Raw genomic sequence first — 24,056 nt, 5'->3', positions numbered from 1 at the left:
ACGTATCGCCGGACGTGACCGCCGTCGCACCGGGGTCCTTCCCCGGTCCGGCTCAGGGCCGCTGCGGCCCGGGCGGGTCGACGGTGCAGAGCCAGCAGACGGCCGGCGGTGCGGCCGCGGCCAGGAGCATCGCGAACGCACCGACCGCCACCGTCGGAGGCAGGAGGAGTGCGGCTGTTCCGACCGGGACGAGCAGCAGGAGGGCGAGCAGCGCCCGCACGCCCCGCCGCCGGACGGCGGGCGGGCTGCCCTCGAGCAGGGCGGCCAGCCGGGGGTCGTCGCGGGCGAGGTCCTCGCCCAGGGTGCGCAGGACGGGGTCTGTGTCCATCTGCTGGTCCCTCGCGTCCCCTCGGGGTCCGGGGCCGGCGGGCGCTCCGCGGCGCACCGCTCGCGGACAGTCTGCCGCCGGGGAGCCCGTTCCGGAAGACGCCGAGAGCCGGGCCCCGGCCCCCGGAGAGAGACGGGACCCGGCTCTGCGGAGCGTCCGGCCGAGGCCGGACCAGGGTCAGATCAGTGCCGGCTGTCGACGGCGTTGCGCACCGGCAGCAGGGCGATCACCAGGCCGACGAGGGCGGTGGCGATGTGCAGGACGTTGTCAGCGGCGTTGATGCTGAGGAAGTCCCAGGTCTCGCCGATGGCGATGAGGCCGTAGACGAACGCGGCGCCGTAGCCGACGGCCAGCAGCCAGCCGTAGGTACGGGCGCCGGCCAGCGTGTTGCTCAGCGCGAGCCCGGCAACACCGATCACGATGTGCACGACGTTGTGCATGCCGTTGATCTCGAACCAGAGCAGCGTCTCGTTGGTGTCGTGGGCGAAGAAGTCGTCGAAGCCGGTGATGAAGAAGCCGACGATCCCGACCAGCAGGTAGACGGCCCCGAAGGCCAGCCCCAGGATCTCCGGAACGGTCTTGCCCCGACGAGCTGCGTTGTTGCCGGTTGCGGCCATTGGTGTCCTCCCGAACGTGAGCCCACCGGTTCCCGGTGGGGGTTGATCGTTCCGGTACCCCGGCGCCCGCCGGCGTAACGGCCCCTCCCCGTCCGAGGGACAGTCGTGGCCGAATCGTCACCGGCTCGATGCCCTGCTGTGGACGGGTCCGCGAGGAGTTCGCCGTCCGGCCTCCGGGCGGTTCAGGTGCTCACCCGTTCAGCGCAGGGTCGACCGGCTCCGCCGGACGGTGAAGGGGCCGATCGCCAGCAGGTCCACCGGCGCCGAGCCGAAGCACTCGAGGGCGTCCCGCGGGTCGTCGACCATCGGCCGCCCGGCGGTGTTGAGGCTGGTGTTGACCACGATCGGCAGCCCGGTGCGCCGCTCGAAGCACTCGAGCATCCGCGCCACCAGCGGCTCTTCGGCGCGGTCGACCGTCTGGATCCGCGCCGTCCCGTCGACGTGCGTGACCGTCGGGATGCGCTCGCGCCACTCCGGAGCGACGTCGTGCACGAACAGCATGTAGGGCGACGGGATCGGGCCGCGGCTGAAGATGTCGGCCGCCCGCTCGGCCAGCACCATCGGCGCCACCGGGCGGAACTGCTCCCGGCCCTTCACGTCGTTCATCCGCTCCAGGTTGGCGTCGTGGCCGGGGTGCGCCAGCAGCGAGCGGTGCCCCAGCGCGCGTGGGCCGTACTCGCTGCGGCCCTGGAACCAGGCCACGATCCCGTTGTTCGCGAGCACCTCCGCGACGGCGTCGGCGACGTCGCGCGGGCGCTCGTACTCGATCGCCGCCGTCCGCAGGAACTGCTCGATCTCCTCGTCGGACCAGCCGCGGCCGAGATCCGCACCGGGCATCGGCTCGGTGGTCTCGCCGAGCCCGCGCGCCACGTGCAGGGCGCTGCCCAGCGCCGTGCCGGCGTCCCCGGCGGCCGGCTGCACCCAGACCTGCTCGAACGGCGTCTCGGCGAAGATGCGGGTGTTGGCCACGCAGTTGAGCGCGACCCCGCCGGCGAGGGTGAGCGTGCGGTCGCCGGTCCGCTCGTGCAGCCAGCGCGCGAGGTCGAGCAGGACCTCCTCCGTGCGCTGCTGGACACTGGCGGCGAGGTCGGCGTGGTCGGAGGTCCAGTCGTCGCCCTTCGTCAGCCGGGGCGCGAACTCGGCGAAGTCGATCTTCGGCGTCCGGAAGCCGCCGTCGTCGGTGGCCACGATCAGCTCCGACAGCTCTCCGGCGAAGCGGGGCTTGCCGTAGGAGGCCATCGCCATGACCTTGAACTCGTCGCTGCTGCGCAGGAAGCCGAGGTGGTCGGTCAGGTCCTCGTGAAGCAGGCCGAGGGAGTGGGGCAGCGTCTGGCCGGCGAGGATCTCCAGCTGCCCGTCGACGTACCGCCCGGCGAGGTGGCTGTGCGCCTCACCGCGGCCGTCGAGCACCAGCACGGAGTTGTCCTGCGTGGGCGCGGCCAGCCCGGCGGACGCGGCGTGCGCCACGTGGTGCTTCACGAAGCGGACCTTGGCCGGGTCGAGTCCGGGCAGGGCGTGCGCCAGGAACTCCGGGGCCTGCTGCGCGTACATCTTCCGCATGACGTCGCCGGGGTCGTTCAGGCCGGATTCTCCCGGCGTCCCCATCAGGGCGGGGTCGAAGGAGTAGGCGACCGCGTCGAGCTCCTCGGGATGGACGCCGGCCTCGGCCAGGCACCAGGCGGCCGACAGCTCGGGCAGCTCCCACGCGCTCCAGGGAGGGGCCGCTTGCCGTGCTTGCGCCGGCTGAAGCGCTCCTCCTCCGCGGCGGCGACGATCCTCCCGTCGACGACGAGTGCCGCCGCAGGGTCGTGGTAGATCGCGTTGATGCCCAGGACCTTCACGCGTGCTCTCCTTCGTCTGGGTCTGTTCCCGTCGGTTCCAGGCGCCGACCCGTCGTCGTGCTGATGATCAAGCCCTCGCACCGAACCCGCAGCTCGAAGCCGCGGTCCGGTCAGCCGCGGGTGCGCAGCAGGCCGTGCTCGAGGATCGCGGCCAGGCCGAGCGTCTTGTAGCCCACCTCGTCGAACAGCACGGTGACCCGGTCGTCCTCGACCCGCATGACCACCCCCGCGCCCCATTCGCTGTGCTCCACCGGGGTCTCGACCGGGAACGGGGTGTCGTGGTCGTCGGGGCCCGGGTGCTCCTGGGCGGTGCCGGCGGAGCAGGTGTCGCAGTTGCCGCACGGCTGGTCGAGCTGCTCGCCGAAGTAGCCCAGCAGGAACTGCCGGCGGCACTCGGTCGTCTCGGCGTAGCCGCGCATCATCTCCACGCGGCTCTGGTCGACCTTCTCGTGGTGCTCGGCCAGTTCCCGGGCGGCCGCGGCGGCCTCCGCGGCGCCCGGCCCGTCGTCGGCCGGGTGAGCGGCGCCGTCCTCGTCGAGGACGACGGCCGACACCTGCTCCAGCAGGTTGAGATCGCGGGCCAGCGGGGTGGCGGCGCGGCCGGTCTCCTCGCGGAGGTCCTTGACGTCGACCCCTCCTCGATGCCCGCGGCAGCGGCCGCCTGGACCAGCCCCGCGACCTGCTGCAGCTCCTCCTCCGCAGGTGTCCCGGCGGCGAAGAACCGGCGGATGCCCAGGTCCTCCTGCCGGTAGACGAGCACCGCGAGCGCGGGCTCCCCGTCCCGGCCTGCCCGGCCGATCTCCTGGTAGTAGCTGTCGACGGAATCGGCCGGCTCGGCGTGGATCACGAAACGGGTGCCCGGCTTGTCGATGCCCATGCCGAAGGCGGTCGTGGCGACGACGACGTCGAGCTCGTCGTCCATCCACGCGCGCTGGGTGTCCTCGCGGTCGACCCTGTTCAGGCCTGCGTGGTAGTGCCGGGCGCGGAGCCCGCGGTCGGTGAGCTCGCCGGCGATCTCCTCGGTGCCCCTGCGCGTGGCGCTGTAGACGATGCCCGGTCCCCGGCCGTCGCCGATCTCGGCCAGCACCCGCTCGAGCACGCCCAGCTCCTTGCCTCGCGCATCGGCGTGGTGGTCGACCTCGAGGCGGATCTCCGGCCGGTCGAAGCCCGCGACCACGATCTCGGGGTCGCGCATCTCCAGCCGTTCGACGATCTCGGCCCGCACCGGCGGGGCCGCCGTGGCGGTGAGCGCGAGCACGGTCGGGTGGCCGAGCTGCTCGATCACCCCGCCCAGGCGGAGGTAGTCCGGTCGGAAGTCGTGCCCCCACGCCGAGACGCAGTGCGCCTCGTCGACGACGAACAGCGCCGGCTTCGCCTCCGCGATCGCGTCGACGACCTCGGGCCGGGCCATCTGCTCCGGGGCGAGGAAGACGAAGCGGACCGTTCCGTCCTGCAGAGACTCCAGCACGTCGTGCTGGTCGCCGGCCGACATCGTGGAGTTGAGCTGGGCGGCGCGTCCCGCGCGGTCCGCGACCTCCGCCAGGCGTTCGACCTGGTCGCGCTGCAGGGCGATCAGCGGGGAGACCACGACGACCGGCCCGTCGAGCAGGTGCCCGGCGACTTGGTAGACCGCGGTCTTGCCCGCCCCGGAGGGCAGCACGGCGAGGGTGTCGCGGCCGGCGACGACCGACTGCATCGCTGCCTCCTGGCCGGGGCGGAACTCGTCGAAGCCGAGGACGCCGCGCGCGAACTCCCGGATGCGGCGGGTGCGCACGGCAGCGGTCGCGCCGGCGGGATTCGCGTCCCCGTCGTCGGCAGGCGTGGGGTCCTCGGAACGACCGGCGCGAGAGCGTGGTGACACCCGACCGTGGCTGCCCCTGGCCCACCAACGGCAAACGGCATGCAGCTGCGACCGCGGTCGCAGCTTCCGCCCGAGGGTGTCCGTCGAGGTCAGGGCGTGGTGCTGCGCGCGATGCCGGCGAGGGCCAGGTCGCGGGGATCCAAGTCGAACACGATGTTCGGTGGATCGCCGTTGGTCTCGGGCGGTGGTTCGCCGATCGTGATTTCGCTGCCATCGGGCCGATAGGTGTGCCATCGGCCCTGGGAATCTCGCTGGATGCGGAACCCGTGATGCACCTTCGTGTGATGGCGCTCGCACAGCAGCGCTGAGTTCTCCAGCGAGGTCGGGCCCTCGTCGAGGACCCATTCCAGGACATGGTGGACGTCGCACCAGTGGGTCGGGGCTCCGCAGCCGGTGAACACGCAGTGCCGCTGCTGCGCCTCGACGGCCCGGCGCAGGCCGGGCGGGACGATCCGCTTGGTTCGCCCGTGGTCCAGCACCTCACCGTCGGGCCCCATGACCACCCGGCTGATGTTCCCGTCGCAGGCCAGCCAGCGCGCCCGGGCGGCGGAGATGGTGGCGCCGAACCCGGTATCGGCGGCGGCCGGGCCGGTCGCGGGGTCGACCAGGTCGTCGATGCCGATCCGAACGATCACGTGCGGCTTGACGGTGCGCATGATCGGTAGATCACCGGACGCGAGAACGTTGTCGGCGAGCTGTACCAGCGCGTCGGCGGACTGTTGGGCCCTGGTGCGGTCGTCACCCGCGCACCGGCCGGCCTGCAGAATCGACTCGATCGCGGTGAGGAACTTCTCCCGCCGACGGCGTCGAGGTCGAACCGGCCGGTGACCGCGCCGTCGGCGTGCCGGGACCAGACCAGCGAGCGGCCCTCGGTGGGGTCCGGCTCGGGTCCGTCCGGGTCGAGACGCTCGAGGTAGTGGTGCACGACCTGCCGGAGATCGTCGTAGGGCCGGGTGGCGGCCATCTCGGCCAGAGCGGCGTCCACACCGGAAAGGTCCACGCTCTGCGCGGCGGCCGCGGCCAGATTCTCCGCTCTCGCCACCGGCGCGATGGCGGCCACCTGCTCGGCGGTCACCGCGCCGCGCCCGAACGCCTCCTGCACCGCAGGCAGCTGCGTCAGCGCCCGGCCGGAGCGCACCAATCGCGCGGCCGCCGGCGGGGAGAGCCGCCCGTGCCCGCGCAGCCACGACTGCATCGTCTTCAGCCCGTCGTGCTCGGCCGCCTGGGTGACCTCGCACTCGCGCACTCGCCGGGTCAGCTGTGCCGCCAGCCGGTTCTGCGCGGCAAGCAATCCGCGCAGCCCCTCGAGCAGCTGCGGCCCGAACTGGCTGGAGAGGTCCTCAGCTCCGAGGTCGTCCAGCGCGGCCGTCAGCCGGCGCAGCGCATCGACGCAACCACTCGAACACATGTACGAAGGATAGTCGAGTACACGGGACCGAGCAACCTGAAACCGCAGGTCACCAGGGGGTGGAGGCACCCGCGGGCGGTCGCGCATTCCAGCACGGGAGACGCATGAGGCAGGGGGCGGCACGGCGGCATCGTCTTCACGACCATCCAGAAGTTCGCGCCGGAGACCGCCGGCGACACGCATCCGGTGCTCAGCGACCGGCGCAACGTCGTCGTCGTCGCGGACGAGGCGCACCGCTCGCAGTACGGCTTCCAGGACGGCTACGCCAAGCACCTCCGCGAAGCCCTGCCCGGCGCCACCTATCTCGGGTTCACCGGTACGCCCATCGAGTCGCAGGACAAGTCCACGCGCAGCGTCTTCGGCGACTACATCGACGTCTACGACCTCACCCGCGCCGTCGAGGACGGTGCGACCGTGCCCATCTTCTACGAGTCGCGGCTGGTCAAGGTCGCCCTGCCGGAGGACGCGCACGAGACCCTCGACGAGCTGGCCGACGAGATCACCGCCGAGGAGCGCCTGGACCTCGTCGCCCGCGATCTCGTCGGACACTGGGAGCTGCGCCGCGGCGCCATGGTCGGCAAGGCCATGGTCGTGACGATGAGCCGCCGGATCGCCGTGGAACTGTACGAGCGGATCGTGGCGCTGCGACCCGAGTGGCACGACGACGACCCAACGCAGGGTGCCATCAAGGCGATGCACACCCTGTATGTGGACAAGCCCGTGCAGGGCGCGGGCCTGATGCAGGCAATCGCCCGGGTCAACCGCACCTTCCGCGACGAGAACGGTGGGCCGATCGTCAACTGCATCGGCGTGGCCACCAACCTGCGTCGTGCGCTGGCCGAGTACTCGCCCACCGACCGCGACCAGGCCGGCGTGCCCATCGAGCAGATGGTCGCCGTGATGCAGGAGAAGCACGGCATCGTCGGCGACCTCCTACACGCTGCGCGCACGACTCCTCCCTGCGCTCGGCCGCCGATCGGCTGGCGCAGCGCGCCGCCGTCCTGGACTTCGTGCTGGCCGAACCCGACCGCACCAGCCGGTTCCTCGCTCAGGTGCTCGCCCTGACGAAGGCGTTCGCATTGGCGGGCAGTCGTACGGAGGCTGCCGCCATCCGGGACGATGTCGCTCTGTTCGCCGACGTGCGGGCCGCCGTCCTCAATATCCAGCACCCCGACTCCAGCACCCCGACTCCGGCAGCGGCGCGCCGGAGATGGAGACGGCGATCCGTCAGCTGGTCGACGAGGCGGTGACCGGCGAGGGTGTCGTCGACGTGTACCGCCTGGTCGGCATCGAGACCCCCGAGCTGTCGATCCTCTCCGACGAGTTCCTCGACGGGCTGGCGACCAAGGAGAAGCCCAACCTGCAGATGGGCTTGCTGCGCCGCCTGCTGGCCGACCAGGTGCGCACCGTTCGCCGGACGAACGTCGTCCAGGGACGGCGGTTCTCCGAACAGCTCGACGAGGCGATCAACCGCTACACCAACCGGGCCCTGACGACGGCCGAGATCATCGCCTAGCTGGTGCGGCTCGCCAAGGAGATGCGCGGCCAGGCGCAGCGGCATGAGGAGCTGGCCCTCTCGGTCGCGGAGACGGCGTTCTACGACGCGATCGCGTCCAACGAGTCCGCCCTCCTCACCATGGGCGACGAGACGCTGAAGCAGATCTCGGTCGACCTGGTCTGGACCGTGCAGCAGAGCGCCACCATCGACTGGAACCTCGAGGACTCGGTCAAAGCGGCCATGGGGCCAAGATCCGCCGTCTGCTGGCGAAGTACGACTACCCGCCGGACCTCGAGGACGCCGCCGTCGAGCTGGTGCTCCAGCAGGCTCAGCAGTATGCGCTGGCCGCCTGACGACCGGCCCCCTCCAGGCGCTGGCGTCAGCAGCGCTCCTCACCGCCGTACCGCGTCCCGGCCGGAGCCGAGGTCGGCGTTGTCGGCGGCCAGCTGGCCCGCATACCAACCGCGGGCGTCGAGACCACGCGTCGTGCTCGCACGCGTCCGGGGAAACATCTGCGCGAAGACGTCGTCCACCGCCTCGCTGCGCGCCCGCAGCACCGGCACCAGATCCGTGCCGCGGGTCCCCGACACCTCCTCGGTCACGTGCTCGCGTGCGGCACTCAACCGCTCACCGATGCGCAGACCGTAGGAGGTGAGGAACGCCCGCCGAAACGCTGGTGACCGGGTGCGCCCCGCCCCGGCCCGGCCGGTGTCGGTCATGGCCCGGGTGGCCTGCACCAGCAGCGAGGTGAAGAGGAGATCGATGGCATCCAGATCCGCAGGCAGCCCCACCATCGTGGCGATGCCCAACTGTTCGATCCAGATGACCCGGACCGCGTTGACCCGGCCGACGGCGTCGAGGAGCTGCACCTTCGCTCCGGGGTAGGGATTGTCGAGGTGCACCCGGCGGGCCAGTACCTGATCGGTGAGCGAAGTTCCGTGTTCGGCGTCGAGCACCGCGGCATCGACGGCGTGCCGGGTCATCAGTTCCTGGGCTTTCGCGCTGAGAGCCTCGGCCTCTTCCGGGAACTCGGTGCGCTCGGCCTTGGCCAGCAGGCCGCGAATGCGGCCAAGGATCCGCGCGTCGGCCGCGGAACCCGTTCTCCTCGGTGGCGTCCGGTGCTGTCCCCACCGCGACGGCGGCGCAGACAGTTGCTGCAGCTCGCCGAGCCCGGTGAGCGCGGCGAACAACCGGAGCACGTCGCGCCAGGCGTCCCGCCCGGGCAGTCCTTCGGTGCGCCGCCAGGTGGTGACCACGGCCGGCCCCGGGCTGTCCAGGGCATCCAACGCCGCCAGCTGGGCCAGCCAGTCCTCGGGTGCCCGCGTCGCCGCCGCGACCGCGCGCGCTCCCTCGGCGATGACGCTGATCCCCAGGCGGGCCACCCGCTGCGTGGCGGACCGGCGGACCACATGGGCGACGTCCGCAGGCTGCCACCCCCGTTCCCAGAGACCGTGGACCAACCCGACGAGCAGGCTCGCGGCGAGACCGTCCTCGTCCACCCCGGGATCGAGCAGAGCCAGCTGGGCGGCGGCCTGCTCGAACGTGTACTCGTCGTCGGCGAACATGGCGGCGTGGATGAACTGCCGCCGCAGGTACTCGAACTCCTGCTCGTCTGCGCGGGCTCCGGATCCGGGCCCCGTATGGGTCCCGGTCCCGGGCCGGCGCAGGTTCCGATCCTGATGCTTGCGCTTACGGGTGGCACGCCGTTCGGCCGCGGTCTTCCCCATGGCAGCCATCGTTCCTGACGGCATCCCGTCCGCGGAGATCGGGGACATTCTGTGGATACAGCCTGATCCTCCGCATCCGCGTGGGATGGAAGCATTGAGCTTTCCGCATACGCGGATCTACAGTGCCGCACGTGCCTACCAGCTACCGCATCGCCGAGGCCGCCGCGCTGCTCGGCGTCAGCGACGACACCGTGCGCCGCTGGATCGACAGCGCGCGGCTGCCCGCGCGCCGGGAGGGCAGCGGGCCCGCCACCGTGGACGGGGCCGATCTCGCCCGGCTCGCCACCGGGCTGCGCGAGGCACCCGAGCCGGGCGCGACGCCGTCGTCCGCCCGCAACCGGCTCACCGGCATCGTCACGCGCGTCGTCCGGGACACGGTCATGGCGCAGGTGGAGATCCAGGCCGGCCCCTTCCGGCTGGTGTCGCTGATGTCGCGTGAGGCCGCCGACGAGCTGGGCCTGGAGATCGGCGTCCGGGCGGTCGCGACGGTGAAGGCGACCCAGGTCAGCGTGGACGTGCCGTGAGACGGGTGGCCGCGGTGGGCGCCATGGCGCTCGGACTGGCCGGATGCACCGGCGCTCCCGCGGCGACGAGTCCGGACGACGGGGGCTCGGCGATCGGGGGACGCTCACCGTGTTCGCCGCGGCGTCGCTCACCGATGTCTTCACCGAGCTCGGCGAGCAGCTCGAGGACGAGCACTCCGGCCCGACGTGCAGATCAACGCCGCCGGCAGCTCGGCGCTGGCCGGCCAGTTGGAGCAGGGCGCCCCGGCCGACGTGTTCGCGTCCGCCGACGAGGCCCAGATGGCCCGGTTGGAGGACGGCGGCCTGGTCGACGACGCCGTCGTCTTCGCTCGCAACCCGCTGATGCTCGCTGTCCCGCTGGACAACCCGCGGGGCATCGCCCTCCCGGAAGGGCGCGCGGGGATCCCGTCCCTGGCCGACCTGATCACGGCGGACATGACCGTCGCGGTCTGCGCCCCGGAGGTGCCGTGCGGTGCCGCCGCCGCCGAGGTGCTCGACGCCGCAGGGCTCTCGAATGCCCCGGACACCTACGAGGACGACGTCCGCGCGGTGCTGACCAAGGTGCAGTTGGACGAGGTGGACGCGGGGCTGGTCTACGTCTCCGACGTCCACGCCGCGGAGGACGCGATCCTGGCCTACGCCTTCAGCGAGAGCGAGCGGGCGATCAACTCCTATCCGGTCGGCGTCCTCACCGACGCCCCCAACCCGGCGGCTGCCCGCGCCTTCGTCGACCTCGTGCTCTCCGACGCCGGGCAGGAGGCGCTGGCCGACGCAGGTTTCCAGCCACCGGCGTGAGCAGGGCCCGGAGGGACGCGCGCATCCCGGCTCCGCTGCTGGTGCCGGCGGCGCTGGGCGTGGCGTTCCTCGTCCTCCCGCTCGTCGGACTGCTGGTCCGCGCCCCTGGTCGTCGGTGGGCGAGCAGCTCGCTGCGCCCGGGGTGGGCCAGGCCCTGCGGCTCTCGCTGGTCTCGGCCACCCTTGCCACGCTCCTGTCCCTCGTGCTGGGCGTCCCCTCGCCTGGGTCCTGGCGCGGTCGAGCATCCGCGGGCGCAGCGTGCTCAGGGCGCTGGTCACCGTCCCGCTCGTGCTGCCGCCCGTGGTCGGCGGTGTCGCGCTGTTCCTGGTGCTCGGCCGCAACGGGATCGTCGGCTCGTGGCTCGACGACGCCTTCGGGATCACCATCCCGTTCACCACCACCGCGGTCGTCATCGCCGAGACGTTCGTGGCGATGCCGTTCCTCGTGGTCAGCGTCGAGGGCGCCCTGCGGGCCGCCGACGCGCGCTTCGAGGACGTCGCCGCGACGCTGGGCGCCGACCGGTGGACGACGTTCCGCCGGGTCACCCTCCCGCTGGTGGCGCCGGGCGTGGCCGCCGGTGCGGTGCTCTGCTGGGCCCGGGCGCTCGGTGAGTTCGGCGCCACGATCACGTTCGCCGGCAATTTCCCCGGGACGACGCAGACCATGCCGCTCGCCGTCTACCTGGCGCTGCAGAGCGAGCCCGAGGCGGCGATCGTCCTCTCGCTCGTGCTGCTGGCGGTCTCGCTCGCCACGCTCCTGCTGCTGCGCGAGCGCTGGTTGGGCCGGGCGGCGCCGTGAGCCTCTCCGCGCGCGTGGTGGTCCAGCGCGGCTCCCTCGCCCTCGACGTCCCCGTGGAGGTCGCCGACGGGGAGGTCCTCGCCGTCCTCGGGCCCAACGGGGCGGGCAAGTCCACGCTCCTGCGGGCGCTCGCCGGGCTGTTGACGCCCGACGACGGGCGCGTCGCCGTCGACGGCACGACGTGGGACGACGTTCCGGCGGGAACGCACCTGCCGGCGCACCGGCGGCCGCTCGGCGTCGTCTTCCAGGATGCGCTGCTCTTCCCGCACCTGAGCGTGGGGGAGAACGTGACCTTCGGGCTCCGGACCCGCGGTGTCCGGAAGGCCGAGCGCCGGACGGCGGCGGCCGCCTGGCTGGACCGGGTGGGCCTGGACGGCCTCGGCGACCGGCGACCGGCGCAGCTCTCCGGCGGACAGGCACAGCGCGCGGCCCTGGCCCGCGCGCTGGTGGGCGACCCCGCGCTGCTGCTCCTCGACGAGCCGCTGTCGGCGCTGGACGCCCGCACCCGGCTCGTCGTGCGGGCCGAGCTCCGCCGTCATCTGGCCGCGTTCCGGGGAGCACGGTGCTGGTCACCCACGACCCCGTGGACGCGATGGCGCTGGCGGATCGTGTCGTCGTCGTGGAGGAGGGGCGCGTCGTCCAGACCGGCACCCCGGACGAGGTGAACCGGCGGCCGCGCACCGACTACGTCGCCCGCCTCGTCGGGCTGTCCCTGCTGGCCGGTGCGGGGAGGGGACCACCGTCCGGCTGGATGCCGGGGGCGTGGTCGCCGTGGCCGAGGAGGCGACCGGACCGGTGTTCGCCGCCGTCCGGCCCGAGTCGGTGGCCCTCTACCTGGCCCGGCCGGAGGGCAGCCCGCGCAACGTGTGGGCGGCCCGGCTGGCCGGCGCCACCCCGCACGGGGCGACGGTCCGGTGCGAGCTGGACGGCGAGGTGCCCCTGGTCGCCGACGTCACCGCGACCGCCTTCGCCGAGCTGGGGCTGGTCCCGGGCGCGCAGGTGTGGGCGACCGTGAAGGCCTCCGAGATCGCCGTCTACGCCCGCTGATGATCAGGAGACCTGATCGTTCGGGGTCCTCCCCACCGTCGACCGCGAGGGAGGACCCCTGATGACCAGGAGACCTGATCATCACGGCGGCCCTGAGAGGGTGGGGGATGAGCGCACCGGTCCTCGCCGCCGTCGTCCTCGCCGCGGGGGAGGCCGGCGGTACGGGATGCCCAAGGCCCTGGTGGAGTACGAGGGCAGTCTGCTGGTCGAACGGGCGGTCGGGACGGCCGCGTCGGCCTGCGACCCGGTCCTGGTCGTCCTCGGCGCGCGGGCGGTCGACGTCTGGCGGACCGCCCGGCTGGAGAACGCACTGGTCCTGGCGAACAAGGACTGGGAGACCGGCATGGCCTCCTCGCTGCGCACCGGTCTGGAAGGGCTGCGCGGCTGGCCGGGCCGGGTGGACGCCGCGCTGCTCCTGCTGGTCGACATGCCCGGCATGACGACGGCCGCACTCGCGCGGATGGCCGAGCACGCGGCACCGGACGCCCTCGCCGTCGCCACCTACGACGGGGTGCGGGCGCACCCGGTGCTGATCGGTCGGGATCACTGGGCCGGGGTGATCGAGACGGCGACCGGTGACGAGGGCGCCCGCCGCTACCTGGCGACCCACGAGGTGACCGAGGTCGACTGCACGGGGCTGGCAGATCCGACCGACCTCGACGTCCCGCCGTCCGGAGTACCTTCGGCGCCGTGATCGCCCAGGTCGTGGACGCCCCGCTGTCCGTCGCCGAGCACGAGGACGCCGTCGCCGACAAGGCCGCAGGCGCGGTCGTGTCGTTCGCCGGTGTCGTCCGCGACCACGACGGCGGCCGGTCGGTGACCGAGCTCGAGTACGTGGGCCACCCGACGGCGGCCGAGGTGATCACCCAGCTGGCCGAGGAGTTCGCGGCGCGGCCGGACGTGCACGCCGTCGCCGTCTCCCACCGCATCGGCCTGCTGGGGATCGGCGACGTCGCGCTGGCCTGCGCGGTCAGCGCCTCCCACCGCGGTCAGGCGTTCGCGGCCTGCGCCGAGCTCGTCGACGAGGTGAAGAAGCGGCTGCCGATCTGGAAGCGGCAGGTCTTCACCGACGGCGAGGAGGAATGGGTCGCCTGCCCCTAGGTCAGCCGGCGAACGCCCTGACCGGCAGTCCGCGCACACCGGTGTCCACGCGGAACAGCGCGCCGGCGAGCGGGTCGTCGCCCGGCTCCATGCCCTGGCGCGAGGTCGTGACGAAGAGCTGGTCGCGCTGCGGTCCACCGAGCGCGCAGGCGGTCACCTGCGGGGTCGGCACCTCCACCACGGCGTCCAGCCGCCCCCGGCGTCGTACCGGTGCACCGCACCCCCGCCGTAGAGAGCGACCCACACCCCTCCGTCGGCGTCCACGGTCAGCCCGTCAGGGTTGTCGTCGTCGCCGAAGGTCACGAAGGGCCGCCGGCCGGTGAGGCCGGTGTCCCGGTCGTAGTCGAAGACGTCGATCCGGTGGGTCGCGGTGTCGTTGTAGTACGCCGACGTCCCGTCGGGGCTCCAGTCCAGCCCGTTGGAGACGGTGAGGTCGCCGAAGACCGGCCGCACGCTGCCGTCGGGGTCCAGGCGGTACATCGACGCCGCGCCCGGCGTCTGGTCGTAGGCCATCGAGCCGCACCAGAGGCGCCCGTCGGGGTCGCAGCCCCGTCGTTCATCCGGACGCCGGGGTCCGTCCAGACGGCGTCGAGGTGGGTGCGCCTCCCGTCGGCGTCCTCCAGGACGAAGCCCCGCTCGACGGCGAACACCGCGCCACCGCCCCGGCGCGGGCGGACGACGGCCGCCACGGTGCCGACCGCGGTCCGGCCCACGGTTCCGTCGGCGGCGAGGGAGAGGACGTCGCCGGCGAGCATGTCCACCCAGCGCAGTCCGCTGCCGTCGGGCCACCAGACCGGACCCTCCCCGTGGACGGTGACCGCCTCGGTCAGCTGCTCTGCCTGCACCCGACGATCTGACCGCATCGGGGGCCGGTGCGCCACGCGCGGCTCAGCCGCCGGCGGACCGTTCCGGCGGGGGCGGCGGGGGCGGCGGGGGAGGGGCGCCATCCCGGCCGCCATCACGGTGCTGAGCATGCGCGCGGTCGCCTCGACCACGCGCAGGTCGCGCCCGCACTGCGCGGCTTGGCGCGGTAGGCCAACCCGCAGAGCGTCCCGAACAACGTGCCGTCGGCCCGGATCAGCGGCACCCCCACGTAGGCGGCGATGTCGCGCAGCGGGCCGGTGGTCCGCGAGGCGTAGGCGGGGACGGCGGCGGTGACCGTGGCGAGCCGGGGCGCGTTGCCCTCGATCATCTGGCGGCAGAAGCTCCGCTCCCACGGGAGCTCGATGCCGGGCCGGACGGCATCGGGTGGCTGCGCCAGGAGCACCACCTGCCGGTCGTCGACGACCTGGGTGACCAGCCAGACGTCCCAGCCGACGTGCTCGGCCAGGAACCGCAGGGCTCCCTCCGCGGCGGAGCACCAGTCCCGCCACGGCGCGACGTCGGCGACATCCGCCGGAACCATGCCGATCGTTATGCCCCCGCGGGGCGGGCCAACCGCGATCGCGGCAGGTCAACGGGCTCCGGCGAGGCCGTCGTCGTCCGGGTGCCGCCGATCGCGGTCGTGCTCGGAGCGCTCGAGCTGCTCCTCCTCGGCCTCGATGACGTGCGACTCACCGGCGACCGTGGCCGCGGCGTCGCCGTGCGACTCCCCGTAGACCTGCTCGGCCCGTCCCAGCAGTTCCTCTGCCTTGGCCTTCGCCTTGCCGAAGATGCTCATGGCGTCATCCTTCCCCAGGCCACCCGCCGGTCATCCACCGGCAAAGGGCGGCAGCACGTCGACCACCGCTCCGGGTGACAGCACCAACGACCGGTTCCGCGTCGTGGTTCCGTCCACGAGGAAGGAGCACGCGGTGAGCACCCGCTCCAGGCGCTCCCCGTGGGCGTCGACGAGCTGGCCGACCAGCTCGTCGAGGCTGCCGGCCTCTCGGGTCTCGGTGTCCACGCCAGAGGCTGCTCGCGCCCCGGCGAAGTAGCGCACGGTGACCGTCGGGGCGGTGGGGTGGGCGGACGACGGCGGGGCGGTGGGGTGGGCGGACGACGGCGAGGCGGTGGGGTGGGCGGACGACGGCGGGGCGGTGGGGTGGGTGGAAGACGGCGAGGGGCGGACACGCTCAGCCGCCGATCGCCGACATCGGCCGGCTCGGCTGCAGGAAACTCGGGTCGTCGATCCCGTGCCCGGGCAGCTTGCCGAGCGTGGCGATCCGCCAGCGATCGGCGATCTCCTCGTCGGTGGCGCCCGCGCGCATCGGCGTCCGCAGGTCGGACTCCTCGCGGGCGAACAGGCAGTTGCGGATCTGCCCGTCGGCGGTGAGCCGCGTGCGGTCGCAGGAACCGCAGAAGGACCGGGTCACCGACGCGATGACGCCGACCGTCGCCGGGCCGCCGTCGACCAGCCAGCGCTCGGCCGGGGCGGACCCGCGGGCTTCCGTGTCAGGGGTGAGCGTGTGCGCCGCCGACAGCCGCTCGAGGATGTCCTCGGCGGTGACCATCTCGCCCCGGGTCCAGGCGTGGTGGGCGTCCAGCGGCATCTGCTCGATGAAGCGCAGCTGGTACTCGTGCTCGAGGCAGAAGTCGAGCAGGGGGACGGCGTCCTCCTCGTTCATGCCGCGCAGCAGCACGGCGTTCACCTTGACCGGGGTCAGACCCGCCGCCCGCGCGGCGGCCAGGCCGGCGAGGACGTCGTCGAAGCGGTCGCGGTGGGTGAGCTGCTTGAAGCGGTCGCGGTCGACGGTGTCGAGGCTGACGTTGATCCGGTCCAGGCCGGCGGCGGCCAGCGCCGGGGCCACCCGGGCGAGCCCGATCGCGTTCGTGGTCAGGCTGACCTCGGGACGGGGCGTCAGGGCGGTCGCGCCGGCCACGATGCCGACCAGGCCGGGGCGCAGCAGCGGCTCGCCGCCGGTGAAACGGACCTCCTCGATGCCGAGCTGCTCGACGCCGATGCGCACCAGCCGGACGATCTCCTCGTCGGTGAGCACCTCGACCTTGGGCAGCCAGTCCAGCCCCTCGGGCGGCATGCAGTAGGTGCACCGCAGGTTGCAGCGGTCGGTCAGCGACACCCGGAGATCGGTGGCGACCCGGCCGTGGCGGTCGACCAGCCCACCGCTCCCAGGGGCGGCCGCGTCGGGGGCGTACCCAGGGGTCGGGCAGCGAGCTGCTGGTCATGGGCCCGAATGTAGTAGCGAGGACCGACAAATGGGGCGGGGATGTCCGACGGGCGCAGCTAGGCTCCTGACGCCACCCGAGAGACCGGCGGAGGACCACCCCGCACTCGCTCGTGGCCAGAGAGCGCGAGAGCACCGTGTCACCCCGCACCGTCTTCAGTCCCTACGCCCGCCTGTTCGCCGTCCCCGGGGCGGCAGCCTTCTCCTTCGCCGGCTGGGTCGGCCGGCTGCCGGCACCCATGCTCGGCCTCGGCGCGGTCCTCCTCGTCGAGGGCGAGACGGGGAGCTACGGCCTCGCCGGGGCGGTCTCCGGAACGCTCGCGCTCTGCTACGGCCTCGCCGGTCCGCAGTGGGCGCGAGCCATGGACCGCCGTGGTCAGGCTCGGGTGCTGCGCGTGGCGATGACGGCCTTCGCGCTGTCCGGCGTCGCCTTCGTCGCGTCGGTCGTCGCCGGCGGCCCCGGTGGAGCTGGTTCCTGCTCGCCGCACTGGCCGGCGCCAGCGGCCCGAACGTCGGCTCGATGGTCCGGGCGCGGTGGTCGGCCCTGCTGGACCCCGCCGCGCGGCAGACGGCCTACGCCTTCGAGGCGGTGGCTGACGAGGTCGTGTTCGTCCTCGGGCCGCCGCTGGTGACGCTGCTGGCCACGCTGATCGCCCCGCCGGTCGGCTTCCTCACCGGCGTCTTCTTCGGCGTCGTGGGCGGGCTCTGGCTGGCCGCGCAGCCGGCGACCGAGCCGCCCCTGCACCCCGTCGACGCCGCGGCCCCGACCCGGCGGCTCGCGGCGCTCACGCCGACGCTGCTCGTCGTCGTCGTGACCTACTTGGGCGTGGGGACGGTCTTCGGCGGCCTCGACGTCGTGGTGATCGGTTTCGCCGAGGAGCAGGGTGCCCCGCGCTGGCCGGTGCCGTGCTCGCCGTCTTCGCGGGCGGGAGCCTGGTGGCGGGGCTGGCCTACGGCCTGGCTCGGCTGCCGGGCACGCTCGCCGCCCGGTTCGTGGCGACGGCGGTCGCCTTCGGGCTGGCCGCCCAGCTGCTGTGGGGCGTCGGCTCGCTTCCGGTGCTCATCGGCTGTGGCTTCCTCGCCGGCCTCACCATCGCCCCGGTGCTGGTGTCGGGCACCTCGCTGGTCGAGTCGCGAGTGGCCCCAGGCGTGCTCACGGAGTCGCTGGCCTGGACCATCACCGGTCTGACGCTGGGAGTCACGGTGGGCTCGGCAGTGGCCGGCGCGGCCGTGGACGCCTGGGGCGCCGAGCGGGCCTTCGCCGTGCCGGCCCTGGCCGCCGGCCTGGCGGCGCTGCTCGCGCTGGCCGGGGCCGTCCTGCTGCGGTCCCCGCAGTCGGCGCCCGTGATCCCTCCGCTGATTGAGGACGACGTCAAGGGGTAGCCCGGAGCGGGGTCCATTGCGCACGACCGATCGTGCAGGACGCGGACCCCATCCCCGATCCGGAAAGGACAGCCTGTGGCTCCCGCACCCGCCCTCGGAGTGCCCACGATCACCCTGAACAACGGCGTCGAGATCCCCCAGTTGGGATTCGGCGTCTACCAGGTCCCGCCCGAGGACACCGCCGACGTCGTCGGCACCGCCCTGGAGGTCGGCTACCGGCACATCGACACCGCGCAGATGTACGGCAACGAGAAGGGCGTCGGCGAGGCGGTCGGTGCGTCCGGCATCGACCGGAGCGAGATCTTCGTGACGAGCAAGCTCAACAACGGTTTCCACCGCCGCGACGACGCGCTGCGGGCGTTCGACCGGTCGCTCGGCGACCTGGGCTTCGAGCAGCTCGACCTGTTCCTCGTCCACTGGCCGTTGCCGGGCATCGACGTCGACTACGTGGAGACCTGGAAGGCGATGGAGGAGATCTACGCCGACGGCCGGGTCCGGGCGATCGGCGTCTCCAACTTCCAGCCCGCCCACCTGCGCCGGCTGTTCGCGGAGTCGGAGATCCGGCCCGCGGTGAACCAGATCGAGGTGCACCCCTACCTCGCGCAGGACGACGTCCGGGCGTTCGACGCCGACCACGAGATCGTCACCGAGGCCTGGTCGCCCATCGCCCAGGGCAAGGTGCTCGACGACCCGGCGATCACCGCCATCGCCGAGCGGCTGGGCCGCACACCCGCCCAGGTCGTGCTGCGCTGGCACGTGCAGCGCGGCGACGTCGTCTTCCCGAAGTCGGTCTCGCGCGAGCGCATGGAGCAGAACATCGGGCTGTTCGACTTCGAGCTGGACACCGGGGGCATGGCCTCGATCAGCGGCCTGAACCGGAACGAGCGCACCGGCCCGGACCCCGACACGTTCAACTACATCCCGCGCTGAATGACGTCACCAGACCCGGCGTCGTCCGCGGCCCCCGGCGGGGAGGTCTCCCGGACCCCGAGCCGTGGGCCGCGAGCGGCGCGCCGACGGGGATGGTCTGGTCAAGGACATACCGAGTATGCATACTCCGTATCCATGTCCATCCGACACGGCCTGCTGGCGCTCCTCGAGCGCGGGCCCAGCCACGGCTACCAGCTCCGCGCCCAGTTCGACGCCGCCACCGGCGCGACCTGGCCCCTGAACGTCGGGCAGGTCTACACCACTCTCGACCGCCTCGAGCGGGACGGGTTCGTCACCCAGGACGGCCAGGCCGACGGTGACGGTCGCATCGCGTACCGGATCACCGACCTCGGGCGAGCGGAGGTGCGCTCGTGGTTCGGCTCGCCCGTGGCCCAGAAGACGGCTCCGCGCGACGAACTCGCCATCAAGCTGGCTCTCGCGGTGACGACGCCGGGCGTGGACGTCGTCTCGGTCGTCCAGACCCAGCGTTCGGCGACCATGACCTCCTTGCAGGAGTTCACCCGCCTCAAGACCCGCGCCGCCGACGGCGATCTCGCCTGGTCGCTGGTCCTGGACTCCCTGGTCTTCCGGGCCGAGGGGAGATCCGCTGGCTGGACCACTGCGAGGCGCGGGTCGCCCGGGCCGCGGCGACGCAGCCGCAGAACACGGTCGCCCCCGGTGTGCCGACCGACGTGGCGGTCCGGCGATGACCGCGCCGGTGCTGGTGCTCTCCGGCGTCACCAGGGACCACGTGCAGGGCGACGTGACCGTGCACGCCCTGCGCGGGGTCGACCTGGTCGTGCGCCCGGGCGAGCTGGTCGCGGTGATGGGCCCATCGGGATCGGGGAAGTCGACCCTCCTGCACGTCGCCGGGGGCCTGGACACGCCGACCTCGGGGCGGGTGCTGGTCGAGGAGCGTGACCTGGCCACGCTCTCGGTGGCTCAGGTGGCGGCCGTCCGGCGGCGGAGCGTGGGCTACGTCTTCCAGGACCTCAACCTCCTGCCGTCGCTGTCCGCCCTCGAGAACGTGGCGCTGCCCCTGGAGCTGGACGGCGCCCGCGGCGGGATGGCCCGGCGGGCGGCACGGGACGCGCTCGACGAGGTCGGTGTCGGGCACCTGGCCGGCCGCTTCCCCGACGAGATGTCCGGCGGCCAGCAGCAACGCGTCGCCATCGCGCGGGCCCTGGTGGGCCCGCGGCGGCTGCTGCTCGCCGACGAGCCCACCGGCGCGCTGGACTCCACCACCGGGGAAGAGGTGCTGCGGGTGCTCCGCGCCCGGTGCGAGGCGGGTGCCGCCGGTGTCCTCGTCACCCACGAGGCCCGGCACGCCGCCTGGGCCGACCGGGTGGTGTTCCTGCGGGACGGCGTCGTCGTCGACCAGAGCGGACCGGTCGCGGCGGCGGAATCCCTGCTCCCGGCCGGCGGCGCCGGGTGAGCACCTGGCTGGTGCGCTGGCGGCTGGCGCTGCGGATCGCCCGCCGCGACGCCCTCCGCTCCCGGGGCCGCACGGTCCTGGTGCTCCTGATGGTGGGACTGCCCGTCCTGACCGTCGTCACCGCCGACACGTTGTTCCGGACCGGTGAGGTCAGCGCCGTCGAGGCGCTGCCGACCACGCTCGGCGCCGCGGACGCCCGCATCGAAGGCGTCGCCCGCAGCCCGATCGAGACCGACCCGCTCTCCGGTGACCCGCTCGTCTACGAGCCGGACGACGACGTGCCGGCGTGGTCGGCGGCGGAGGTGCTGGACCGGTTGCCCGGCGGCTCGGTGATTGCCGAGCGCACCGTCGGCCGGCTGGCCTACCGGACCGGCCACGGCTACGCCGACGTCGAGGCCTACGCCGACGACCTGCGGCGGCCGATCCGGGACGGCGCCGCCGACGTCCTGGCGGGCCGGACGCCGCGGACCGACGGCGAGGTGGCCGTCAGCCTCGGCGTGGCCGACCGCGGTGTCGCGGTCGGGGACACGATGGAGGTCACCGCCGAGGACGTCGCCCTGACCGTCGTCGGGATCGTCCGGGCCGGTGCCGGCGGTCCGGAGCGATTCCTCGTCGTGTCGCCGGAGGACGCCGACCTGCTCCGCCGCCCCCGGACGGAGTTCTTCGTCTCGGTGCCGGGCGAGCTGGCCTGGCCGGCGGTGCGGGAGCTCAACGAGCAGGGTCTCGCGGTGGTGTCCCGGCCGGTGGTCGAGGATCCGCCGCCGGGCGAGGAGGTCGCGTCCGGGTACTCCGCCGAGGGCATGGGTTCCGCGCAGCTGGCCGTGCTGGCCCTCGTCGTCACCGGCGTCGTCCTCGAGGTCGTGCTGATGGCCGGTCCCGCCTTCGCTGTCGGGCTCCGCCGCCAGCGGCGCGACCTCGCCCTCCTCGCCGCCGCCGGGGCGGCCCCGCCGACCTCCGCCGCACCGTGCTGGCGTCCGGCGTCCTCCTCGGCGGTGGCGCCGCAGCGGCGGGCGCGGTGCTGGGCGTCGGGCTGGCGTGGCTCGCCGTCCCGGTGATCGACGCCTGGTGGGGTGTCCGGTTCGGGCCGTTCGACGTGCCGCTGCTCGACGTCCTCGTCGTCGTGGTCATCGGTGTCCTGGCCGGACTGGCGGCGTCCGCCGTGCCGGCGCGGCAGGCCGCTCGGACCGACGTCGTCCCGACCCTGAGCGGCCGGAGGGGCAGGTGCGCACCTCCTGGCGGCTGCCGGTCGGTGGGCTCGCCGCCGCCGTCGCGGGGCTGGTCGTCATCGCCCTGGGAGCGACCGGCGGCGAGTTCGGCGTGGCCATCGGGGCCGTCCTGCTCGTGCTCGGCGTCGTGCTGGCGACGCCGTGGCTGGTCGGACTGCTGGCCCCGCTGGCCCGCTGGCTACCGACGTCGCTGCGGCTCGCCCTCCGGGACGCCACCCGGAACCGGACCCGCACCGCCTCGGCCATCGCGGCCGTGATGGCCACCGTCGCGGGGGTGACCGCGCTGGGGATCGGCAGTGCGAGCGACAGCGCCCAGGCCCGGCGCGACTACGTCCCGCAGGCGCCGATGGGCGCTGCCGTGGTGAGCGTCTTCCAGAGCGGGACGTCCGGCTGGGACGCCGTCGAGCGGATCGCCGCCGAGCAGGTGCCCGGCCGGCCGGTCGGGCGGGTGCAGACCGTGGCGTCCACCCAGGAGGAGACGCGTTCGCTCTGGCCCGCCCGTGCCGACTGCGCCGGCGGCCTGCCGGAGTGCAGCTGGTTCCCGGACGACGGGCCCTGGATCATGCCGACCTTCGGGGGCGAGGTGGTCGTGGTGGACCCAGCCGCTGCCGTGGCCGCCACCGCCGACCCGTGGCGGGGCCAGGTGCGCACCGCGTTGGCGGAGGGCCGAGCGGTGGTCTTCGGCGAGGGAGCCGTCGACGCCGCGGGCGAGCTGACCGTGGTCGGCACCGTGTGGGACGGGTCGACGGACGTGGTCCTCGGGCGCACCCGACTGCCCGCCACCGAGGTCGCGATCAGCTCCACCGCAGATCTGCGGGTCCCCGCTCTGGTGGTGGTCCCCCGGTGCTGGCCGACCGGCTGCCGGTTCCCCTGGCGACCACGGCGATGCTGATCGGGAGCGCGGACGCGCCGATCAACCCGGCCGAGGAACGACGGCTGACCGAGGCGGTGCAGGCGATCACCGACCGCGCCTCGGTGTACGTCGAGCGGGGCTGGACCGACGAGCTGGCGATCGGACGCGTGCTGCTGTTCGTGGTCGGCGGCGTGCTGGTGCTCGTGGCGACGCTCACGGCCACCGGCCTGGCGCTGGCCGACGCTCGGCCCGATCTGGCCACCCTCGCCGCGATCGGGGCGGCGCCGCGCACCCGCCGTCTCATCGCCATGGGCGCGACGGCCGTCATCGCGGGCGTGGGGGCCGTGCTCGGTCTGCTCGTCGGGCTGGCTCCCGGTATCGCGGTGGCCTACCCGCTGACCAGCACCGACTACGGGCTGGGGGCGCGTCCCCTGGTCGACATCCCGTGGCTGCTGCTCGGCGGTGTCGCGGTGCTGGTGCCCCTGGTGGCCGTGGCGGTCACGGGCATCGTGGTCCGTTCACGGCTGCCGATGGTGGCGCGCGTCGCGGGCTGAGCCGCTATGCCCCGCGCCCGGTCGGCCGGTCGGCGTGAGTCCGGCCCGTCCGGCCGGTCCGCCTGGTTCTTCCGGCCGCTCCCTGGTCGTCAGGGGCGCATGGGTGGCGTCCTCTCCGTGCCCCCGTGCGTTGCCCTCCCCAGGGGCCCGACCCGAGCTCGCGAGGGGTGGGGAGGGAGGGTGCTTCTCAGTCGGTGGTGACGAAGTCGATGAGCTCCTCGACCCGGCCCAGGAGCGCCGGTTCCAGGTCGGTGAAGCTGTTCACCCGGGCGAGGATGCGCTGCGCCCAGACGTAGCCGGTGTCGTCCTCCCAGCCCAGCCGCTTGCAGACGCCGGTCTTCCAGTCCTCGCCCTTGGGCACGGTCGGCCAGGCCGCGATACCGACGACCGACGGCTTGACCGCCTGCCAGATGTCGATGAACGGATGACCCACGACGAGGGCGTGCGCGCCGGTGATCTGCTGGGCGATGCGGGACTCCTTGGAGCCGGTCACGAGGTGGTCGACCAGGACGCCGAGCCGTCGTCCCTGGCCGGGGCGGAACTCCTTCACGATCGCCGGCAGGTCGTCCACGCCGTGCAGCGGCTCGACGACGACGCCTTCGATGCGCAGGTCGTGGCCCCAGACCTTCTCCACCAGTTCGGCATCGTGCTTGCCCTCGACGTAGATGCGGCCGGCGCGCGCGACCCGCGCCCGGGCGTTCTCCACGTACAGCGAGCCCGATGCGCTGCGGAGCGGCCCGGAGGGAGCGGCGTGCTTGGGCCGCACGAGCACGACCGGGCGGCCGTCGACCCAGAAACCGGGACCGAGGGGATACCCTTCACGCGGCCGAAGCGGTCCTCGAGGTGGACGACGTCCTTCTCGCACCGGACCACGGCGCCCACGAATCCCGAGCTCGGGTCCTCCACGACGAGGTCCTTCTCGGCCTCGACCTGGGGGACGGGCTTCTTCTGCGTGCGCGGGTGCACGAGGTTGTCGTACGGCGAGCGGGGAGGCACCTCCCGACGCTAAGCAGACGACACCGCCGA

At 73.4% G+C, this 24,056-nt stretch carries 32 protein-coding genes and 3 pseudogenes; 20 read left to right on the top strand and 15 right to left on the bottom strand.

Annotated features, from left to right (window positions below; all coding sequences use genetic code 11):
- Nucleotides 1–52: 52 nt before the first annotated feature.
- The 7 genes from U6N30_RS28995 to U6N30_RS28965 form a co-directional block, all read right to left on the bottom strand.
- Nucleotides 53–328: a DUF3040 domain-containing protein gene (locus tag U6N30_RS28995; protein ID WP_324274992.1), complete on the bottom strand. Its 276-nt coding sequence runs from the start codon at nucleotides 326–328 to the stop codon at nucleotides 53–55.
- Nucleotides 329–510: 182 nt separating this feature from the next.
- A complete protein-coding gene (locus tag U6N30_RS28990) occupies nucleotides 511–945 on the bottom strand; it encodes a DUF4383 domain-containing protein (protein ID WP_324274991.1) in 435 nt (144 codons plus the stop codon).
- Nucleotides 946–1,143: 198 nt separating this feature from the next.
- Nucleotides 1,144–2,550: a carbamoyltransferase family protein gene (locus U6N30_RS28985; protein ID WP_324274990.1), complete on the bottom strand. Its 1,407-nt coding sequence runs from the start codon at nucleotides 2,548–2,550 to the stop codon at nucleotides 1,144–1,146.
- Nucleotides 2,550–2,786, bottom strand: coding sequence for a carbamoyltransferase N-terminal domain-containing protein (locus U6N30_RS28980; RefSeq protein ID WP_324274989.1), 237 nt, complete (start codon nucleotides 2,784–2,786; stop codon nucleotides 2,550–2,552). The genes U6N30_RS28985 and U6N30_RS28980 overlap by 1 nt, the downstream gene beginning before the upstream one ends.
- A gap of 110 nt (nucleotides 2,787–2,896) precedes the next feature.
- Nucleotides 2,897–3,208 carry a RecQ family zinc-binding domain-containing protein gene (locus tag U6N30_RS28975; RefSeq protein ID WP_324278529.1) on the bottom strand — a complete coding sequence of 104 codons (312 nt, stop codon included), beginning with the start codon at nucleotides 3,206–3,208 and terminating at the stop codon, nucleotides 2,897–2,899.
- The gene (locus U6N30_RS28970; RefSeq protein WP_324274988.1) at nucleotides 3,205–4,560 is read right to left on the bottom strand and encodes a RecQ family ATP-dependent DNA helicase; all 1,356 of its coding nucleotides are present in this window, start codon (nucleotides 4,558–4,560) and stop codon (nucleotides 3,205–3,207) included. Before U6N30_RS28970 ends, U6N30_RS28975 begins: the two co-directional genes overlap by 4 nt.
- A gap of 176 nt (nucleotides 4,561–4,736) precedes the next feature.
- Nucleotides 4,737–5,834, bottom strand: a complete 1,098-nt coding sequence (locus tag U6N30_RS28965; protein ID WP_324274987.1) for an HNH endonuclease signature motif containing protein — start codon at nucleotides 5,832–5,834, stop codon at nucleotides 4,737–4,739.
- A 350-nt stretch (nucleotides 5,835–6,184) separates the two neighbouring features.
- On the opposite strand from U6N30_RS28965, the gene U6N30_RS28960 reads away from it, so the two are divergent.
- The 4 genes and pseudogenes from U6N30_RS28960 (at nucleotide 6,185) to U6N30_RS34830 (ending at nucleotide 7,906) form a co-directional block, all read left to right on the top strand.
- Nucleotides 6,185–7,120: a DEAD/DEAH box helicase family protein gene (locus tag U6N30_RS28960; RefSeq protein WP_324278528.1), complete on the top strand. Its 936-nt coding sequence runs from the start codon at nucleotides 6,185–6,187 to the stop codon at nucleotides 7,118–7,120.
- Nucleotides 7,066–7,305, top strand: a complete 240-nt coding sequence (locus U6N30_RS34835) for a type I restriction enzyme endonuclease domain-containing protein (RefSeq protein WP_422677997.1) — start codon at nucleotides 7,066–7,068, stop codon at nucleotides 7,303–7,305. Before U6N30_RS28960 ends, U6N30_RS34835 begins: the two co-directional genes overlap by 55 nt.
- Nucleotides 7,263–7,784, top strand: a pseudogene (locus U6N30_RS28955) (DUF3387 domain-containing protein); the annotation flags it as partial. The gene U6N30_RS34835 and the pseudogene U6N30_RS28955, both read left to right, overlap by 43 nt.
- Nucleotides 7,733–7,906: a type I restriction enzyme endonuclease domain-containing protein gene (locus U6N30_RS34830; protein ID WP_422678156.1), complete on the top strand. Its 174-nt coding sequence runs from the start codon at nucleotides 7,733–7,735 to the stop codon at nucleotides 7,904–7,906. The pseudogene U6N30_RS28955 and the gene U6N30_RS34830, both read left to right, overlap by 52 nt.
- 39 nt (nucleotides 7,907–7,945) lie before the next feature.
- Here U6N30_RS34830 and U6N30_RS28950 read toward each other — a convergent pair whose 3' ends face one another.
- Entirely contained in the window at nucleotides 7,946–9,280 is a 1,335-nt protein-coding gene (locus tag U6N30_RS28950; RefSeq protein WP_324274986.1) for a DUF2786 domain-containing protein, read from the bottom strand.
- A 131-nt stretch (nucleotides 9,281–9,411) separates the two neighbouring features.
- On the opposite strand from U6N30_RS28950, the gene U6N30_RS28945 reads away from it, so the two are divergent.
- The 7 genes from U6N30_RS28945 (at nucleotide 9,412) to U6N30_RS28915 (ending at nucleotide 13,545) form a co-directional block, all read left to right on the top strand.
- Complete coding sequence (locus U6N30_RS28945) at nucleotides 9,412–9,804, top strand: TOBE domain-containing protein (RefSeq protein WP_324274985.1); 393 nt, start codon at nucleotides 9,412–9,414, stop codon at nucleotides 9,802–9,804.
- Nucleotides 9,805–9,990: 186 nt separating this feature from the next.
- Complete coding sequence (modA, locus tag U6N30_RS28940) at nucleotides 9,991–10,599, top strand: molybdate ABC transporter substrate-binding protein (RefSeq protein ID WP_324274984.1); 609 nt, start codon at nucleotides 9,991–9,993, stop codon at nucleotides 10,597–10,599.
- 258 nt (nucleotides 10,600–10,857) lie between these two features.
- Nucleotides 10,858–11,397, top strand: coding sequence for a molybdate ABC transporter permease subunit (gene modB, locus U6N30_RS28935; RefSeq protein ID WP_324274983.1), 540 nt, complete (start codon nucleotides 10,858–10,860; stop codon nucleotides 11,395–11,397).
- Nucleotides 11,394–12,062 carry an ABC transporter ATP-binding protein gene (locus tag U6N30_RS28930; protein ID WP_324274982.1) on the top strand — a complete coding sequence of 223 codons (669 nt, stop codon included), beginning with the start codon at nucleotides 11,394–11,396 and terminating at the stop codon, nucleotides 12,060–12,062. Before modB ends, U6N30_RS28930 begins: the two co-directional genes overlap by 4 nt.
- Nucleotides 12,063–12,159: 97 nt before the next feature.
- Entirely contained in the window at nucleotides 12,160–12,444 is a 285-nt protein-coding gene (locus U6N30_RS28925; protein ID WP_324274981.1) for a TOBE domain-containing protein, read from the top strand.
- 166 nt (nucleotides 12,445–12,610) lie between these two features.
- Nucleotides 12,611–13,138 carry a nucleotidyltransferase family protein gene (locus tag U6N30_RS28920; RefSeq protein ID WP_324274980.1) on the top strand — a complete coding sequence of 176 codons (528 nt, stop codon included), beginning with the start codon at nucleotides 12,611–12,613 and terminating at the stop codon, nucleotides 13,136–13,138.
- Entirely contained in the window at nucleotides 13,135–13,545 is a 411-nt protein-coding gene (locus U6N30_RS28915; RefSeq protein WP_324274979.1) for a molybdenum cofactor biosynthesis protein MoaE, read from the top strand. The genes U6N30_RS28920 and U6N30_RS28915 overlap by 4 nt, the downstream gene beginning before the upstream one ends.
- Before the next feature lies 1 nt (nucleotide 13,546).
- On the opposite strand, the gene U6N30_RS28910 is transcribed toward U6N30_RS28915, so the two are convergent.
- The 6 genes and pseudogenes from U6N30_RS28910 to moaA all read right to left on the bottom strand — a co-directional run bounded on the left by U6N30_RS28910 (nucleotide 13,547) and on the right by moaA (nucleotide 16,544).
- On the bottom strand, nucleotides 13,547–13,702 hold the full coding sequence (locus U6N30_RS28910) for a hypothetical protein (protein ID WP_324278627.1): 156 nt from the start codon (nucleotides 13,700–13,702) through the stop codon (nucleotides 13,547–13,549).
- Nucleotides 13,703–13,705: 3 nt separating this feature from the next.
- Nucleotides 13,706–14,300 (bottom strand): annotated as a pseudogene (locus tag U6N30_RS28905) (SMP-30/gluconolactonase/LRE family protein); the annotation flags it as partial.
- Between the two features lie 203 nt (nucleotides 14,301–14,503).
- A complete protein-coding gene (locus U6N30_RS28900; RefSeq protein WP_324274978.1) occupies nucleotides 14,504–14,950 on the bottom strand; it encodes a GAF domain-containing protein in 447 nt (148 codons plus the stop codon).
- Nucleotides 14,951–14,998: 48 nt separating this feature from the next.
- On the bottom strand, nucleotides 14,999–15,205 hold the full coding sequence (locus U6N30_RS28895) for a hypothetical protein (protein WP_324274977.1): 207 nt from the start codon (nucleotides 15,203–15,205) through the stop codon (nucleotides 14,999–15,001).
- Between the two features lie 30 nt (nucleotides 15,206–15,235).
- Complete coding sequence (locus tag U6N30_RS28890; RefSeq protein WP_324274976.1) at nucleotides 15,236–15,466, bottom strand: MoaD/ThiS family protein; 231 nt, start codon at nucleotides 15,464–15,466, stop codon at nucleotides 15,236–15,238.
- Between the two features lie 133 nt (nucleotides 15,467–15,599).
- Nucleotides 15,600–16,544, bottom strand: a complete 945-nt coding sequence (gene moaA / locus U6N30_RS28885; protein ID WP_324274975.1) for a GTP 3',8-cyclase MoaA — start codon at nucleotides 16,542–16,544, stop codon at nucleotides 15,600–15,602.
- Nucleotides 16,545–16,786: 242 nt separating this feature from the next.
- On the opposite strand from moaA, the gene U6N30_RS28880 reads away from it, so the two are divergent.
- From U6N30_RS28880 to U6N30_RS28840, 9 genes and pseudogenes are all read left to right on the top strand, one after another.
- Complete coding sequence (locus U6N30_RS28880; RefSeq protein ID WP_324274974.1) at nucleotides 16,787–17,281, top strand: hypothetical protein; 495 nt, start codon at nucleotides 16,787–16,789, stop codon at nucleotides 17,279–17,281.
- A complete protein-coding gene (locus U6N30_RS28875) occupies nucleotides 17,239–17,838 on the top strand; it encodes a hypothetical protein (RefSeq protein ID WP_324274973.1) in 600 nt (199 codons plus the stop codon). The genes U6N30_RS28880 and U6N30_RS28875 overlap by 43 nt, the downstream gene beginning before the upstream one ends.
- 14 nt (nucleotides 17,839–17,852) lie before the next feature.
- Nucleotides 17,853–18,032 carry a hypothetical protein gene (locus U6N30_RS28870; RefSeq protein ID WP_324274972.1) on the top strand — a complete coding sequence of 60 codons (180 nt, stop codon included), beginning with the start codon at nucleotides 17,853–17,855 and terminating at the stop codon, nucleotides 18,030–18,032.
- A 75-nt stretch (nucleotides 18,033–18,107) separates the two neighbouring features.
- The gene (locus U6N30_RS28865; protein WP_324274971.1) at nucleotides 18,108–18,962 is read left to right on the top strand and encodes an aldo/keto reductase; all 855 of its coding nucleotides are present in this window, start codon (nucleotides 18,108–18,110) and stop codon (nucleotides 18,960–18,962) included.
- A pseudogene (locus tag U6N30_RS34825) lies at nucleotides 18,963–19,499 on the top strand (helix-turn-helix transcriptional regulator); the annotation flags it as partial.
- A gap of 169 nt (nucleotides 19,500–19,668) precedes the next feature.
- Complete coding sequence (locus U6N30_RS28855; RefSeq protein WP_324274969.1) at nucleotides 19,669–20,397, top strand: ABC transporter ATP-binding protein; 729 nt, start codon at nucleotides 19,669–19,671, stop codon at nucleotides 20,395–20,397.
- On the top strand, nucleotides 20,394–21,452 hold the full coding sequence (locus U6N30_RS28850) for an ABC transporter permease family protein (protein WP_324274968.1): 1,059 nt from the start codon (nucleotides 20,394–20,396) through the stop codon (nucleotides 21,450–21,452). Before U6N30_RS28855 ends, U6N30_RS28850 begins: the two co-directional genes overlap by 4 nt.
- The gene (locus U6N30_RS34820; protein WP_422677996.1) at nucleotides 21,362–21,880 is read left to right on the top strand and encodes a hypothetical protein; all 519 of its coding nucleotides are present in this window, start codon (nucleotides 21,362–21,364) and stop codon (nucleotides 21,878–21,880) included. Before U6N30_RS28850 ends, U6N30_RS34820 begins: the two co-directional genes overlap by 91 nt.
- Before the next feature lie 586 nt (nucleotides 21,881–22,466).
- Nucleotides 22,467–23,030, top strand: a complete 564-nt coding sequence (locus U6N30_RS28840; RefSeq protein WP_324274966.1) for an FtsX-like permease family protein — start codon at nucleotides 22,467–22,469, stop codon at nucleotides 23,028–23,030.
- Nucleotides 23,031–23,217: 187 nt separating this feature from the next.
- Here U6N30_RS28840 and U6N30_RS28835 read toward each other — a convergent pair whose 3' ends face one another.
- Nucleotides 23,218–23,802 (bottom strand): DUF3097 family protein, encoded by a 585-nt coding sequence (locus U6N30_RS28835; protein ID WP_422677995.1) that lies wholly within the window; start codon nucleotides 23,800–23,802, stop codon nucleotides 23,218–23,220.
- Nucleotides 23,803–24,056 lie beyond the last annotated feature (254 nt).

Source organism: Blastococcus brunescens (assembly GCF_035320885.1).
Lineage (GTDB): Bacteria > Actinomycetota > Actinomycetes > Mycobacteriales > Geodermatophilaceae > Blastococcus_B > Blastococcus_B brunescens.
The sequence above is the reverse complement of the archived record's forward strand: the minus strand, read 5'-3'. Positions and strand labels throughout refer to the sequence as shown.